The 15,482-nt window shown below is 42.9% G+C and carries 18 protein-coding genes; 12 read left to right on the top strand and 6 right to left on the bottom strand.

Translation table 11 applies throughout. The features are described from left to right. Nucleotides 1-83: 83 nt before the first annotated feature. The 3 genes from SATMO3_RS30665 to SATMO3_RS30655 form a co-directional block, all read right to left on the bottom strand. Complete coding sequence (locus SATMO3_RS30665) at nt 84-605, bottom strand: hypothetical protein (RefSeq protein ID WP_371375516.1); 522 nt, start codon at nt 603-605, stop codon at nt 84-86. Between the two features lie 385 nt (nt 606-990). Then, entirely contained in the window at nt 991-1,326 is a 336-nt protein-coding gene (locus SATMO3_RS30660) for a hypothetical protein (RefSeq protein WP_371375513.1), read from the bottom strand. A 203-nt stretch (nt 1,327-1,529) separates the two neighbouring features. After that, the gene (locus tag SATMO3_RS30655) at nt 1,530-1,655 is read right to left on the bottom strand and encodes a hypothetical protein (protein ID WP_371375511.1); all 126 of its coding nucleotides are present in this window, start codon (nt 1,653-1,655) and stop codon (nt 1,530-1,532) included. Between the two features lie 138 nt (nt 1,656-1,793). Between SATMO3_RS30655 and SATMO3_RS30650 the strand changes: the two genes are divergently transcribed. From SATMO3_RS30650 to SATMO3_RS30605, 10 genes are all read left to right on the top strand, one after another. Continuing rightward, nucleotides 1,794-2,747 carry a ParB/RepB/Spo0J family partition protein gene (locus tag SATMO3_RS30650; RefSeq protein WP_371375509.1) on the top strand — a complete coding sequence of 318 codons (954 nt, stop codon included), beginning with the start codon at nt 1,794-1,796 and terminating at the stop codon, nt 2,745-2,747. Nucleotides 2,748-2,853: 106 nt separating this feature from the next. Then, nucleotides 2,854-4,596, top strand: a complete 1,743-nt coding sequence (locus tag SATMO3_RS30645; protein WP_371375507.1) for a hypothetical protein — start codon at nt 2,854-2,856, stop codon at nt 4,594-4,596. A gap of 161 nt (nt 4,597-4,757) precedes the next feature. After that, the gene (locus SATMO3_RS30640; RefSeq protein ID WP_371375504.1) at nt 4,758-5,084 is read left to right on the top strand and encodes a hypothetical protein; all 327 of its coding nucleotides are present in this window, start codon (nt 4,758-4,760) and stop codon (nt 5,082-5,084) included. Nucleotides 5,085-5,281: 197 nt separating this feature from the next. Further along, complete coding sequence (locus tag SATMO3_RS30635) at nt 5,282-6,709, top strand: FtsK/SpoIIIE domain-containing protein (protein WP_371375502.1); 1,428 nt, start codon at nt 5,282-5,284, stop codon at nt 6,707-6,709. Nucleotides 6,710-6,818: 109 nt separating this feature from the next. Continuing rightward, the gene (locus SATMO3_RS30630; protein ID WP_371375500.1) at nt 6,819-6,971 is read left to right on the top strand and encodes a hypothetical protein; all 153 of its coding nucleotides are present in this window, start codon (nt 6,819-6,821) and stop codon (nt 6,969-6,971) included. Beyond that, the gene (locus SATMO3_RS30625) at nt 6,961-7,155 is read left to right on the top strand and encodes a hypothetical protein (RefSeq protein WP_371375497.1); all 195 of its coding nucleotides are present in this window, start codon (nt 6,961-6,963) and stop codon (nt 7,153-7,155) included. The genes SATMO3_RS30630 and SATMO3_RS30625 overlap by 11 nt, the downstream gene beginning before the upstream one ends. A gap of 126 nt (nt 7,156-7,281) precedes the next feature. Next, the gene (gene xerC / locus SATMO3_RS30620; protein WP_371375494.1) at nt 7,282-8,583 is read left to right on the top strand and encodes a tyrosine recombinase XerC; all 1,302 of its coding nucleotides are present in this window, start codon (nt 7,282-7,284) and stop codon (nt 8,581-8,583) included. Between the two features lie 211 nt (nt 8,584-8,794). After that, nucleotides 8,795-9,094 (top strand): antitoxin VbhA family protein, encoded by a 300-nt coding sequence (locus SATMO3_RS30615; RefSeq protein WP_371375492.1) that lies wholly within the window; start codon nt 8,795-8,797, stop codon nt 9,092-9,094. Nucleotides 9,095-9,171: 77 nt separating this feature from the next. Beyond that, nucleotides 9,172-9,441 carry a hypothetical protein gene (locus SATMO3_RS30610; protein ID WP_371375490.1) on the top strand — a complete coding sequence of 90 codons (270 nt, stop codon included), beginning with the start codon at nt 9,172-9,174 and terminating at the stop codon, nt 9,439-9,441. Nucleotides 9,442-10,248: 807 nt separating this feature from the next. Further along, entirely contained in the window at nt 10,249-10,968 is a 720-nt protein-coding gene (locus SATMO3_RS30605) for an outer membrane beta-barrel protein (protein WP_371375487.1), read from the top strand. 629 nt (nt 10,969-11,597) lie between these two features. Here SATMO3_RS30605 and SATMO3_RS30600 read toward each other — a convergent pair. Both SATMO3_RS30600 and SATMO3_RS30595 read right to left on the bottom strand, forming a co-directional pair. Then, nucleotides 11,598-11,936: a hypothetical protein gene (locus SATMO3_RS30600; protein WP_371375484.1), complete on the bottom strand. Its 339-nt coding sequence runs from the start codon at nt 11,934-11,936 to the stop codon at nt 11,598-11,600. 32 nt (nt 11,937-11,968) lie between these two features. Beyond that, nucleotides 11,969-13,663, bottom strand: coding sequence for a hypothetical protein (locus tag SATMO3_RS30595; protein ID WP_371375482.1), 1,695 nt, complete (start codon nt 13,661-13,663; stop codon nt 11,969-11,971). Between the two features lie 565 nt (nt 13,664-14,228). On the opposite strand from SATMO3_RS30595, the gene SATMO3_RS30590 reads away from it, so the two are divergent. Together SATMO3_RS30590 and SATMO3_RS30585 are read left to right on the top strand one after the other, a co-directional pair. Then, nucleotides 14,229-14,351 carry a hypothetical protein gene (locus tag SATMO3_RS30590; RefSeq protein WP_371375480.1) on the top strand — a complete coding sequence of 41 codons (123 nt, stop codon included), beginning with the start codon at nt 14,229-14,231 and terminating at the stop codon, nt 14,349-14,351. Between the two features lie 477 nt (nt 14,352-14,828). Further along, nucleotides 14,829-15,005 (top strand): hypothetical protein, encoded by a 177-nt coding sequence (locus SATMO3_RS30585; protein WP_371375478.1) that lies wholly within the window; start codon nt 14,829-14,831, stop codon nt 15,003-15,005. A 139-nt stretch (nt 15,006-15,144) separates the two neighbouring features. On the opposite strand, the gene SATMO3_RS30580 is transcribed toward SATMO3_RS30585, so the two are convergent. Continuing rightward, complete coding sequence (locus tag SATMO3_RS30580; RefSeq protein ID WP_371375476.1) at nt 15,145-15,480, bottom strand: STIV orfB116 family protein; 336 nt, start codon at nt 15,478-15,480, stop codon at nt 15,145-15,147. Nucleotides 15,481-15,482: the final 2 nt, after the last annotated feature.

The following is a 15,482-nucleotide window of genomic DNA, read 5'->3' as shown; positions in this document are numbered from 1 at the left end:
GCAATATGCGTATGGAATTGATCTCATAACCCCATACGCATGATTCTCATTTTTTTTAATCTATTTTTTAAAAAGCTAAGGATTTAATCGAAATAGTAAGCAACATCAGCTTCTCCCCGTTCATACGCTGAAAACATATAGGATAAAATTTGTTCAGCTGCGGCCTGCGTAGAAGGTGAATTGCCATTAAGTGATATAGATTCCGGTTTTATCGAAACACGTTTTGCATCGTTGGGCATAGGTGAAACTTTAATTTTTACAGCTATTTTTTTATTTGATCCCTTTATTTTTCCGCTTATGTCAACGTATCCAATATTCCCTGATTCGCGTAATTCCCATTTTGGGGAGTCAATATATTTGTTTAGCACAGTAGCATAAGTAAGCGTTATTCCCTGACTCTTTTCCAAAGGTTTATGGTTTTCTACCGTCGCTACATAATTTGTACTTCCTTCCCAATTTGCCGCAATCGTAAGCATAACTACGATTGCAATTATGCTATATAATGTAAATTTTAACTTATTAAATTTCTTTTTCTTTATTTGCTTATGATCAGGAAATGCTGTATTGCCTTTTTGTGAGTCTTCAACTTTTTTTGACCAAAACATATGTACGCCTCCACATTAAATTATATTTATTTTGATGATATTAAATAATAGAAGCCTGCCTGCCAAAACTCGCCGTTCTCCTTGTAGCTTTATAAATTTCATGTACTATCTTTTCATTGCTTTATGGATCAATGCAATAGGAATAATCAGCCATCCCAGCAGAACAGATGCAAACAGCTTGTACAGCAAAAGGTATGCAAAGCCTCGTAAGTTTATAAAGAACGCTAAACCCATTCGGTTTTGTAAATAGCTTACTGAATTCCAGGCTAGTACGAGATAGATTAAGAATAATATCGTAGCCACTAGATCAAACCTCCTCTCCATTTCAATCTTACCAAAGCTGCGTTGTAGCGTTACGATTCGGGTATGGGCAGAAAAGTAGATTTTATTCCTCAGACTCGTTTTCTTTTCTGCGTTTGCCCAGTACGCCTTCTATAAACTTTATGGTATATCCGCCAGCTCTGGCTATCTTGGCGCGTTCACGTCTATCTGTTGTTTGTTTTACTAAATCTGCTATAAAGTCGGGGCGATATAACCTCATAGGGCAGTCAATTTTATCACCACGGAAATATTTGAATAATTTTAGCATCGCATCACGACCAATAAGCTCATAGAGTTCTAAGTAGCTATCATTTAAAGCTTCGGATTCATTGCCATCAACACTAAAAGCCTTATAGACAACTTCTTCATTTTTATTATCTAAATCAATGCTAATCATCATATCGCCTCCCTACGCATTAAAAGTATAGCAGTGCTTATTTCCTTAAATCCATTCGCATGTAGGTTCTTTTTAGGAGCCTTTACATTCTCCTATGGGAGTTTCTTTTTTCTTCCCATATAAAGGAACTTTTTAATTTTTCAACGGCGGATATTTGTTTTTAAAACAAGTAGAAACCCGTAAGTCCAATCCCGAATAGGCATTTTTTAAGCTCCATAAAACGTTCCCTTTTTAGAACCCAAATAGCTTTGTCTGTAACACTCCCGGCCTATGATTTCCTTGGCTTCAGTTGTGGCTGGTGTATACTGGCCGACTTTCAGGTAAGTAACCATTTTCTAAGCCTCCTTAAAATAAAATATCCACCCTGCCGAAACGGCGGGATGGATATTTTTTATTATATATATAGTAATATATCATTGATTTTTCGATTGTTACGATCTACAATATTGAAAAAAAGAAGGAAAAAATTTATGAAACGAAATGATAAGAACAGCGAATTTATGCTATCAATGGAACCAATTACAAAGGCCCAACCTACTCTAAAATACACTGCGACAATTATACTTGATAATCTTGATAAATTGGTTCCGTTCAACAGCCACCCTTTTAAGCTGTACGAAGGACAACGGTTCTTAGACATGGTTGAGAGCGTCCGCGCTCATGGTGTAATTGTGCCGATTGTCGTTCGTTCTTATATCAAAGAAGAAGGAAAATACGAAATCCTCTCCGGACATAACCGGGTAGCGGCAGCAAGGGAGGCCGGACTGAAAGAAGTTCCTGTTATTATACGAAATGATCTAACTGATGAAGAGGCCTTGCTTATCGTTACGGAAACCAACCTCATTCAACGGTCGTTTGCGGACTTGAAACACAGCGAACGGGCTGTTGCGCTGGCAACCCATTACGAGGCGATGAAAAAAAAATCTGGTTATCGTTCAGATTTGCTTGCTGAAATTGAAGAACTAACCTGTGCCCCAGTGGGGCACGGGATGAGAACAAGGGATAAACTCGGAGCACAATACAGCTTAGGAAAAACCACAGTTGCGCGTTATCTGCGCGTAAATAAACTTATCCCGGCGTTAAAGGAACGGCTTGACAACGATGAAATTGGTATGCGCGCCGCAGAAGCATTGTCATACTTACGGGTCAAGGAGCAGAATATTGTTGAAAATATGCTTGCCAAGGGTACGAAGATAAACATTAAGCAAGCGGATACATTGAAAGCCGAATCCGAAAAAGGCGAACTTAATCTGGTGAATATAAGTGAAATATTGAGTTCGGGCTACTTCCCCGTAAAGGGCAAGCCCGTGAAACTCAGCGGGCAGTTCTTAGCACAGTATTTCAATCAAGACCAGAGTGTTGAAGAAGTCGAGAAAGTTATAGCCGTGGCTTTGGAGCAGTATTTTTCTAACCAAAGCAGTTGAGGTATTTCATCAGGGGTTGATTGTGTCAGAAAAAATATCTCTGCCATAAATCATAAAAGCTGTACTTAGAGAGAACGATTCCTGCCGAACAAGGGGCGGTGTTTAAATGGATTACAATATTAATGATCTATTACCCTTTACCGATGACAAAAGCGGTAAGTTTCTTGACTTTGCATTAAAGACCGGACACCCAATAATTACGGATTATAGCCGAATAGATAGAGAAATTGTTATAAAAGATAATATGATTATGCTTGGAGATTACAAAAAGAAAATAAAAATCACCTCTATTGATGAGTTAAAAAAAATATTTCACGACCTTATTAGAATGATATACAACATCCAACTTAATATTATGGACTATGCTTGGAGCAGACATGAACCAATAGTTCGTTCTTGGAATTCTAACCGTACAGAGCAATTAAACAATCTCGCTGACCAACATAAAGAGATGTGGCTGCTCCTTGCACATCAATTAGTATTTGACGTTTTATATGACAAATACCTTAAAGATTCGCCACAACTAACACTCAATGAGTATTGTGAAAGTTATATTGATTTTAACTGGGATAGTTCGATTACAAAGAAGATCGCTGGCAAAAAAGCTAACGAACTCGGCAATACTCCCGATACGTATATAGAATGTATAAAACTTGCACTTGCCCAAAGTAAGTATAAAGTAGAAGACGCTTTTGATGGGTACAGTTTTGAAAAAACGTTTTTCATCCAAAAGCTAAAAACTTCCATTGAATTTATAAATGTACATAAAACAGACTTTGCTGATATTAAAACTCCTAAAGAGAAAATTGAAAAATTGAATATTTATAAAAAAATAATCGTAAGTGTTGAGGAATTAGCTGCAATTGAAGCTATAATGGAAGATGCAAAAAAACTCAATTTTGAATCTGAGCACTATATTGATAATTTAGTGAGAGAATTAATAAAGGCAAAAAATAGAAGCACAAAAGGGTTAAGAACAGAAATCACAAAAGAAGTTAATATAAAAAACAATCCTGCTTTAAAAGAGGATGCTAAAAAATTTGGTGTTAATTCAGATAAATATCTTGAACGCGTTGGAACAGTTAATGATTTTTTTAAGACCGACTGGAAAAGGTATAAACATGAATGGGATTATCTCTATTATAATCGTTATATGATTACGGCGCGGCAGTATGATAGAAATTTTGGGATCGACAGAGTTAAACGCAGTTATTATTATGGCCATTTTGTTAGAGATTTTGATGCTTATGACCGCTTTGCAGAAAGGCTTCTGCCCAAGGATAGTGATAAAGGTTATGAATATTTTCGCAAGTCTATGGACTTCTACCATTTAGAAAGATATAAGCGGTTGGATTATATTTATAAACTTGCTGTAGCGATGGAAAGCGCAGGGTTACATGATATAAACAAAGATCATTTTTTAGTAAAAAGATTTCACCCTTGTGTATTTTGGCCTTTAATGGACAACGAGAATAATAGTCCGCGTTATGATCATAGACCCAAGTATTATCTGCCGCTTCTGTTTATTGAAGAATCATGGATAAAAAAAGAAGAATTCGGCAAACAACTGCTCTTTGATGAGTATAATTTGGTTAGGGCAAAAGCATATGAATTATTCGAGTATCATTTTAATTTTGCTTCGGAAGATTACGATGACATGGATAGGTTTATATGTGCTCACTACAACTTATCGAATTATCATACTCAGAAAAAAGAGTGGTATAATCCGGAGAAAAGGTCACGAAATCAAACCATACGTATCCAAAACGCAGATAGTATAAATAACTCCCTGTTCTGGGATTCTGATAAAAGGATACAGACTAAATGGGACTATCCGAATAAAGAATAATAGATTAAACACGGCTCGGTTAATACCGGGTCGTGTTTTTTTCTGTAAAATTCGGCTGAGCTTCATATTAAAAAAATTTGGGGCTTTAGTAAAATATGAAACATAACTCAAGGTTGAGGATGCGGCGGTCACGTCGCATATAAAAAAGGGAGGTATTTAGAATGAATTTGTATCAAGAAGACTTTTCGGAAACCGATCCCGCATCCGCTGGATATGCGGACATTCTGTCTAAGATGGAAAGAATCGAGAAAGATCTACGCAAGGTGCGAAATAAACGAAAAGGCAGTAAAAAAGGCCAGAAAAAAAAGTTGAAAAAGAGGCTGAAGTTGTTGGAAATGGAGCTTATGCAACAAAACCCGAAACGAGCATGGTGGCAAACCGCCTTAGTAAATGCTCTCCCTAAAATCCTCGACGTAGCATCCGTTGTTTTTCGAAACCGATCACAGCAGCCCCCGTTGTATCTGCCAGACAGCCGTGATAGAAAGTAAATTGCGGCAAGGAGGGCGCGGTTTGGAGCCGCCCCTCCCGTCCGATAACAGTTCGTAAAATACATTATATTTTACGTATGTTCGTTCGTTCCTTTGAAACTGGCATATATATCGTGCTTTGTTTTTTTCAAAAAGATATATCGGTCACATCAGCAGAACGAATGAACGAGCGATAAAAAATGAGGAGGTTTAATTTAATGAATATTGAAAAAATGGCGCGTAAAATTGAGAGGCACTACAATAGCCATGGTGTAGCACTCAAACTTATAAAATGTGAGGTCATCAGGAACGGAGAGCGATACATTTATACCATCAAGCTCAAACCAGGCACAAAAGAAAGCGGTATCTTCGACCGGGCACAAGATATTCGGACTGCGTTGCAATTACCCCTGTTCCAGCCGTTTAGGGAAGGTTTATTAATCTGCATAGCAGTTTCTGAGCGGCCAGTCATGCAAAATAGCCTACAGAGAATGTTGGAAAGTCGAGGGTTCCATGGAAGCGGAATGTGGATACCCATTGCGCTAGGGTACGATATGAAAGGAGCGATGCGCTTCGCTGATCTAACCAAGTTCCCGCATGCTCTATACGGAGGCGCCACCAACTCCGGCAAAACCGTAGGGCTTCGGAGTTTAATCGTGAGCATCGTAGCCAAGCAGCCTGTGAATAAGGCTAATTTTTTAATAATTGACACCGGTGCCAGCGGTTTAGATATTTTTAATCCCCTTCCCCATTTATCTTGCCCGATCGTCAAAGATACAGAAACTGCGATCAAAGTTATGTTGGCCCTCACTGATGAAATGAAACGGCGTACTAGTCTGCCTGACGATGAATTACGTCTACTGCCAGCCCTCGTTTGTATTGTGGACGAATATGTATCTCTCATTACAAGTATGGGAGATACAAAGGATCGGAAAGTATTGACTGACAGCATATCTAACCTGTTGCGAAAAGGCCGGCACGCTAAAATTCACATGGTCTTGGCAACACAGGAGTCTGCGAAACAGGATATGCTGATCAACTGCAACAACCTCAATGCACGCATGGCCTTTACATGTTCAGATTTCTATAGCTCCAGATCTATACTCGGTGAGGGCGGCGCTGAAAAATTGCCCGGTAAAGGCGTGATGCTGTTCAAGTCTCCTGAACAGCCCAAGCCCTTATGCCTGCAGGGAGCGTGTATATCCACTAAAGACATTGAGCAACTAATAGTCCGCATAACATCGGCAACCCATGATTTTAGAAATAAATTTGTTATTGAAGAATCAGAAAAATTGCAAATGCCGATAGTTGAAACTGGGGTGTTAGAGCAAAGAACGTTAAAAGACAACAAAGAGTTAGCTGACATTATTATGTGGGCTTTGAATCGTAAAAGTATTTCAACACTTCAAATCCAGAGAGAATTTCGCATGGGCAACCGAGCTGCTGATTTGGTAGAGGAGCTGGGTAAAATGAATCTTATCGCGGATAAATTCGCCAATCTACCGAGGGCGGTTCTTCCTCAGTGCATTGAGGATATACCATTTGAGGTAACAAAGTTTCTGTCGGAAAATGGTTTTTCCGTTAATGATATAGCTGTCGCTATTCAAAATCGCAACCGGGAGCAATGCGATATGCAGCACTTTTGATGATATATTCTGTAATATACGCGATCTTTATGGGCTACGGTCACAGCCCGCATATTTAGAATATTATCAAAATCCAACTTATACATTGTTACTTCGAGGAGGCAGAAAAATGAGGAAAAAGCGTTTTAAAGCTTGCAGCGTTTTCGATATGAAGGTCAATGAATTCATTTTTAAGAGAGACATTATTGTACGCAATGTTGATGATCATATTGTGTCGCAAGATAGATCAAATACTGGAAGGGGGACTGAAAATGGAAAGTAATACTGAAAAGCTTTTTGACCTACCCTCGCTGCTCGCGTCCAATGGCGGACCAATACCGCTCAGTCGGGCGGGTATTTATGCTGCTGCGGCTAACGGCGATATCCCGACGGTGAAGATCGGTAGACGGCGCTTCGTTCCGTCGTGGTTTATAGAGCGGCTATTGACTCCTCCACCAAGTGATTAACGAGAGGTTTTCGGCTCCAGGGAACGCCGGATAATTTGCAATGCCGCGTACACCTCAAGGTACGCGGCATTGTGCTCTTTTGGTGGAAGTTTGATTTATGCTAGTATAGTTTGAAAGGAGTACGATATGGCAAGAGCCAAAGGCGATGGGAGCCTGTATTGGGATCAAAAACGCACTTGCTGGTTTGTTCGTGTGACCTATCAGGACCCGAAAACGGGCGAAACTAAACGGAAAAAGCTCAAGGGAGCAGGGGAAAATACTCCGAAGGGAAAGTCGGCGTCTTTAAAGATTGGCCAGAAGTGGTTAGAGCAGATAGAATACGGTATGTCGCCGGATGCGGAGAAAATCACCCTTGGCGAATGGATAGATACTTGGCTGAAGGAATATATAAAACCGAACGTAAGGGTTAAAAGCTATGACAAGTATGAGGGATGCCTCGTGCAATACGTCAAACCAAAATTAGGGAAGCTACTGCTGCGCCAGGTCAGGGAGACGCAGCTGACGTCACTATTTAATGAATTGCTTGTCAGTGGAGGCAAAAAGGGTACTGGGTTATCGTCCAGTACGGTCAAAGCCACGCGCCGTTACTTAAGCATGTGTATCGAGCAGGCGATTAAGTCGGACATGTTGCTAAAGAATCCAGTCAAACAGACAAAGCCAATCAAGCTGGTGAAGGCCGAGATCAAAACATTGACCGAGGCGCAGGCAGATAGCCTAACCACTGCGGCGTATGCGGCGGCCTTGGCCGCAGATCAGGAATGTGCTATAAGGGCGGCCAAAGTAGCTGAACAGATGAAACAAACGGGGAAACACGTACAGGTTCCGATGTCCAATATTGTCTATCATAGCGCATATATGGCTATTTTACTGGCATTGGGTACTGGTATGCGTTTAGGGGAAATATTTGGCTTGTCTTGGGATGCCGTAGATGTTAAGAAGGGAATTATATATGTGAAACGAGCCTTAGTAACCAGTCGGGCGGGAGTAAACTTTGAAGAGCCTAAGACTAAATCCTCACGAAGGCAGATTCCTTTGTCTCATGATGTGGCCACGGAATTACGTAAGTATAAAAAGCTGCAAGATTGGCGAAAGAACTTACTTGGTGATAAGTGGTCAACACTTAATCTTGTAATAACGGGTGAATTCGGCGGCGTGTTTAATACCAGTAATTTTACTTCTCGATATTTTAAACCTTTACTTAAGAAAATTGGTGCTCCTGATAGCTTCAAATTTCATGACTTGCGGCATACTCATGCAACGTTATTGCTGTTAAAGGGGATTCCTGTAAAGGTAGTATCGGAAAGGCTGGGGCATAGTACAGTAGCAATGACTCAAGATACTTATGCGCATGTATTGCCCGAAATGCAGGCGGAAGTAGTCAAGGTACTGGATGGGGTATTTACAAAACAAATAAATACTCAATCATAATAAGCTGGCTGTAGGTTTAAATGTTTACAGCGGCAATAGCAAAAAAAGTCCCAAGGGATAACCCTTGGGACTTTTTGATGCCAGAAAATGACTGTATTATGGTAAAATAGTATTAACAGGAATAATAGTTTTTACTATCTCTGAATAGTTATGCTAATTTAGGTGTTTAGAATGGCGGGGCAATATATCACTTTCGTTAAGGAGTGAGTAAATGGACAAACGGCAAGCTATGAAAAGCGCAATGGCATCGATGGAAATGGAAGGATTTGTTTTTAGTGAAGAAGAAAAAGCATTATTTTCGCGTTTGGCAAATGGTGAGATCTCCGATGCTGAATTTTATCGGATTATTAGTGATAAGTTACCACCTGGTGCTGTCCGTCCTAAGATTGCTATAACGACTTGTGGGCATCACCCAAATGTAACCGATAGAAAAAACTTACCTCGTAAAGGCGATAAAATAAAATGTGAATTCTGTAATAGATTCACTATCGTTACCGATGTTGTAAAATAGTAATACCATCCACACCACGGCATGTTACATCATGTCTCTAGACAAATGGAGTTATAATTAGTATAAAAAAGAGGTGCATGATGAAAGAAACGTCTATAAACGACAGTGAAATTGAAAAAGCCGGTATGAAAAAGCCAACGAAGTATGAAGAAAAGATATTAAATAAAATTAAAGAGCTAGGTTATGATAATCCAATAATATTCAAAAATCATAATACTCCAGCTGTGTATGGAGCATCAAAAGATAACCAAGAGGTAGAGATTTGGAAAACAGAACATAATGATGAGTTTACTATTAGAGAAAAAATCAATGAAGAGTGGGAAGTAATTGATAGATTTAAGATATGATTATAGCAAACTTATTATGAAATGTGCGGACCGTTTTGCGGACCGATTCAGATTGGTACGACATGGATTTTATGGACAAAGCGGAAAAATGAAATCCTAGCATCTCAGGTTTAAATGGATTTCCAAACACTGGTTGGACGATAAAAAACACATTTTTTCCAATTCCCAAGCCGTGGGTCGCGAGTTCGAATCTCGTTGCCCGCTCCAGTAAAATCAGGCGTTGTAGCCTTCGGTGCATCCAAGACGTTGGTCAAATAGGTGCAAAGTAGGTGCGATTGCTGAAAAAAGAGACCAGCTTTCCATTTAGGAGAGCTGGTTTTTTTCTGTTTGTAGCTTATATAGTTTTCCGATTTTAGCAGCAATCTTTTCGGGTTCTCACCGCTGGCAAGCAACTCAGTAGCGTGAGTATGTCGGAGAGCATGATTTTTTTATGTGCAGCCTTTTGGACTGCCTCTTCCATTTTGAGGATATCATATTTCGTTGTTTCTCTGTCTACCTTTTTCCGATCGGGTTCAAGCTCCTGCCACTTCTCTTTTACTGATAGCTGCAATTGAGCCCATTCAACGCTCACAATGAGATCAGCGGCCTATCGGTTAAAGAGATACAAAATCTTTGTAAGCAGCAAGTTATTCCAAATGAACGAACAAATAAATAAGAATATAGTAAAAAAAACTATATTTTACATTATAAATATTATATTTTTATTATATTTTTAGATTAAAATGGTAAAAAAAAGAGGAATATTTAATTTTTTGTAAAATTTAATACAACGTATGAAAATATTTCAATTCCGAGGAGGATTTTCCAGTGAAGAAAAAAGTCTTATTTACTTTGACTGCAGCTATGACTATATCATCCGTAGCTCTTGCATCGCCTTTATCCAATTATGAAAAAGGTAAACTAGCTATTGACGTAAACACCTCTATATCACCGAAAGTAGAAATTAATGCAGGTGATCTGAGTGGTAAAGATGATGCGAAAAATCGTTTAGGTGCAGCTATAACTTACGGCCTTGGCGATAAATGGGCATTGCAATATAAGTATTCAGATAATAAAACCGAATCCTATTCGTACGAAGAAACAACACCATTTGATTACGAGAGTGGTACTGCTAATGGTCAGCTTTCTGCTCATGAATTTAATGTATTGTATCAACTTGATCCTAATATTTCTGCATTTGTTGGTTGGACAAGAGCATCTGCCAAAATTAATTGGTCTTATAAATATGGTCCGGATGCCAGCACTATTACTGACAGTGGTAGTGGTACAGAAAAACAGTCTAAAAGCGGTTACCAAATTGGTTTAATAGGGCAAACCAAATTAGCAGATAAAGTAACTGGCTGGGCAAGTGTTAGCGCAGGTAACAAAATAACTGGATATGAAATTGGTGTAGGTTATGACATGTCTAAGAATACCGAATTTAATGTGTTCTATCGTGATACCAAATATAAGGATTTCAATATTGGTGGCGAAAAAATTGACGTTAAAACTAAAGGTTTAGGTGCTGGAGTAACCTTTAAATTCTAGTATTTCTAAGTAAAATTCGGCCGCCTGCCGGGTTCGTCCTGGTGGGCGGCTTTTCTGCTTGCGTTTTTTACGCAAAAGTGTTATTTTACTTACAAAAGGTTAGGTGCAGTAGAGGTGCAAGAACGAACACGCTTATTCACGATAATTCAAGCCTGTAAAGATGCAATAATTAGGGTTTTCCAATAAAGCGGCGAAATACTAAAAAACGCTCCTGTTCGGCTTCCCAACCCGTGTCGTCGCGAGTTCGAATCTCGTTGCCCGCTCCAGGAAAATCAGGCCTTCTCAGACATTCTGAGAAGGCCTTTAGCATGCCTGGTGTGCAAATGGTGAAAGTGCCAACTCAAACGAAGCTTCGGCCACGTGCTGGCAGCACAAGGTCATATTGCGAGTTACCCTGAGCGATTCCAGCAAGCGGGAGTATCCATTGACCTTGAAAGCGAATTAGCCTGTCTCTCGGCCATTTGGCCAGGAGACGGTTTTCCAAAGCTTAAATACTATTACGGGTTGTGTAAAAGAAATTGACCGATAGCAATAAAGCGTATCGGTCTTATTACATATATAAATAGAAGGAGAAATAGGATTAGAAACTCAGAAGAAGGTACGATGCTTTCTAAGAAGATTTCTTCATATTACGGAACAGAAAACAGTATTGTAGCTGCTGCGCCATTTGCGAAAGCACCGCCGCCGGTTGTGACTCTTACAGATATTAGATCGCCTTCCGCCAGCACAAGACTTGCAGTGATAAAGCCATGGCAATTAGGGGGGTTCGGTCCTGTTATCCCTACGATAATGCCTGAAGCAACAGGGGTAACTCCGCAATCTGTACTAACAAAGATTTCGGCAGTGGCAACGACACCTGCGCCCAGTGCATGATCGCGGATGCTAAAAGACATGCCGGTAAGAGTAGTGGTTTGTGGAATGTCTAAAGTATTGCGAATAAATGAAGCGGAAGACGTACCTAACCCCAAGAAATCAAGATTGCTAACCGATTGGTCAGTACCTAAATAGATGGTACTTCCGCCTGGGCCTGTAGCACCAATGCCAGTAGCACCGGTAACGCCGGTAGATCCAGTAGCACCAGTTTCGCCAGTAGCGCCAGTGGCTCCGGTAGCGCCTGTAGCGCCGGTTTCGCCGGTGGCCCCAGTAGCGCCAGTAGCTCCGGTTCCGCCAGTGGCCCCGGTAGCGCCTTCGCCGGTGGCCCCGGTAGCACCGGCAGCGCCGGTTTCGCCGGTGGACCCAGTAGCGCCAGTAGCACCAGTTTCGCCAGTGGCTCCGGTAGCGCCTGTAGCGCCAGTTTCGCCAGTGGCTCCGGTAGCGCCGGTTTCGCCGGTGGCCCCAGTAGCGCCAGTAGCTCCGGTTCCGCCAGTGGCCCCGGTAGCGCCGGCAGCGCCGGTTTCGCCGGTGGCCCCAGTAGCGCCGGCAGCACCCGTTTCGCCAGTGGCCCCAGTAGTGCCGGTAGTTCCAGTAGCGCCAGTGGCCCCAGTAGTGCCGGTAGTTCCAGTAGCGCCAGTGGCTCCGGTAGCGCCAGTAGCTCCGGTAGCGCCAGTGGCTCCGGTAGCGCCAGTGGCTCCGGTAGCGCCAGTAGCTCCGGTAGCGCCAGTGGCTCCGGTAGCGCCAGTGGCTCCGGTAGCGCCAGTAGCTCCGGTAGCGCCAGTGGCTCCGGTAGCGCCAGTGGCTCCGGTAGCGCCAGTGGCACCAGTAGTTCCAGTTTCGCCAGTGGCTCCGGTAGCGCCGGTTTCGCCAGTGGCCCCAGTAGCGCCGGTAGTTCCAGTAGCCCCAGTGGCCCCAGTAGCGCCGGTTTCGCCAGTGGCCCCGGTAGTGCCGGCAGCGCCGGTTTCGCCGGTGGCCCCGGTAGTGCCGGCAGCGCCGGTTTCGCCGGTGGCCCCGGTAGTGCCTGCGGCGCCGGTTTCGCCAGTGGCTCCGGTAGCGCCGGCAGCGCCGGTTTCGCCAGTGGCACCAGTAGTGCCGGTAGTTCCAGTAGCGCCAGTGGCCCCGGTAGCCCCGGCAGCCCCGGCAGCGCCGGTTTCGCCAGTGGCCCCGGTAGTGCCGGCAGCTCCAGTTTCGCCAGTGGCTCCGGTAGCTCCGGTAGCTCCGGTAGCTCCGGTAGCTCCGGTAGCTCCGGTAGCTCCGGTAGCTCCGGTAGCTCCGGTAGCTCCGGTAGCTCCGGTAGCTCCGGTAGCTCCGGTAGCTCCGGTAGCTCCGGTAGCTCCGGTAGCTCCGGTAGCTCCGGTAGCTCCGGTAGCTCCGGTAGCTCCGGTAGCTCCGGTAGCTCCGGTAGCTCCGGTAGCTCCGGTAGCTCCGGTAGCTCCGGTAGCTCCGGTAGCTCCGGTAGCTCCGGTAGCTCCGGTAGCTCCGGTAGCTCCGGTAGCTCCGGTAGCTCCGGTAGCTCCGGTAGCTCCGGTAGCTCCGGTAGCTCCGGTAGCTCCGGTAGCTCCGGTAGCTCCGGTAGCTCCGGTAGCTCCGGTAGCGCCGGTTTCGCCAGTGGCCCCGGTAGTGCCGGCAGCTCCAGTTTCGCCAGTGGCCCCGGTAGTGCCGGCAGCTCCAGTTTCGCCAGTGGCCCCGGTAGTGCCGGCAGCTCCAGTTTCGCCAGTGGCCCCGGTAGTGCCGGCAGCTCCAGTTTCGCCAGTGGCCCCGGTAGTGCCGGCAGCTCCAGTTTCGCCAGTGGCCCCGGTAGTGCCGGCAGCTCCAGTTTCACCAGTAGCGCCGGTAGCCCCTGCCGCTGGTGGACATATTACTATTGGAGGGCATTCACATTTGTGTTTGCAATGATCATCTGAGTGACACTTATCTTTTGAGTGACAATTATCACATGCGTGGCAATTATCATCGAAATGAAAATGACTACCGTGACGAGGTGTTTGCCCGTCTTCGGGGGTGTCGGAATTTAATTTTTTTGGTTTATCCATAGCATATCCTCCTATTTATTTAGTTGGAATTGCGTTACATAATATAATATGGAATGCAATGTATGAAGGTGAGGATAGTTCAATGTTTGAAGCAGCGAAAATAATTTTAGCCAATTCATGAACAAACCTGCTAGAGGAAAAGTATTGATCCAGTTAGAGCGCTGGTTCGTGGGTGTTATCTCAATATGTTGGGCATAACGTGGGCTGAACAAGCTAAAATGAATCCAGGCTATCAATAAGATAGCCTGGAGTTTGGTCTATATTTTATTGTTTGGCCATAGAGCAATAAATAAAAAGTAATTATAAAAAATACCTAATACAATAGTAACTATACTATTAGTTAGGAGGTCCACTATGTCTATAGCGGGTTGGACAATAGTACTGTTTATGGTGCTTATTGTATTAACTGGAGTAATTAGTTTATCGCTATGTAATGGAGCGGCGACTATTGATAACCAGGCCGGATATGAAGATTGAGCCTTTAGGTTCTTTTATTTTAACGTGCTTCACCATGAACGTTCTTGTGAGCGTAAATATAAAGTCTCCCAGATCATTGCAGATGACTTTGTAAACTGGTGCAATCGTACATCGGAGCCAGTAACTCCAAATAGCTCAAAGCCCATCTCGCAGCCAATTAGCCGGTGATGAGCTTTTTACTTTAATCAAATTCTAATAATCATCCTGTATGATATCTAAGATGTTGCGTGATGTCCCACCAACGTCAACCCCATTTTAAGCCGCCTGCCGGGTTAGTCCTGGTGGACGGCCTTTTTGTTTTAAAACATAAATTTTTTATTCCACTATGGGAAAATGTGCTATTATTAAAAGCGAGTAAAATTTTATTATAGAGAGCTTTGTAGACTGTGGCGGCGACTTCAGTGCCTTTAACAAGGAACGGGAACGCTGCCTTGAATTAAAAATACTGCCGGAAAACTTTGTAAAGGGGACAAGAAAATGGGGAAAGCTGCAAAGTGCATGAAATGTGGAAAAGTTTTTGATACCGGGGGAGCAGTATTGAAACCAATAGGCGATGGCGGATATTTAGAATGCTGTCCTAAATGCGGTAGTACAAATGTTTATTTTACGGATTACTTCCCAAGTGAAGAGGACAATTCATGGCAAAATTTTTGAGAAAAAAATAATAGCGCTTATTATTAAGTTAAGGTGTGGATTTTGATAGCCAATTTAGGTAGTCGCCTGCCGGATTATCCCGGTGGCGACTTTTTGTTTTTTCAGGCAAAAATAATACCGCCTATTTGGCAGTAATAAGTTATGTATGCCTAGATAGCAACTGAAATTGGTACCCATATGCTTCAAGTTCAACACGGGAGAGGATGACTCCCTCAGGGGGGCGGCTGTTAAGCTTAAACACCAGTGCCTGTTGTCCTGCTGTCTGGTGGAAGTTGATCCGGCTAAAATTTATTTTTATTCCTAAAAGGTCGGTAAGTAATTCTGCTGTTGCTTGGTGTCCTACTGCGGAAATAATACCGGGTGCGGACTGAAGCAGTTGCTTGGCTTCTGCCAAACTGATTGTTTGACAGGAATATTCTCCGTCTGCAGTAATGATAGCACCATTCAGGATAGCAATAGGGTAGCTGTTTTCCATGG

It is taken from the genome of Sporomusa aerivorans (assembly GCF_041428895.1).
GTDB classification, from domain to species: Bacteria; Bacillota; Negativicutes; order Sporomusales; family Sporomusaceae; genus Sporomusa; species Sporomusa aerivorans.
Note: the sequence above shows the minus strand (reverse complement) of the source record. Positions and strands in the feature narration are given on the sequence as shown.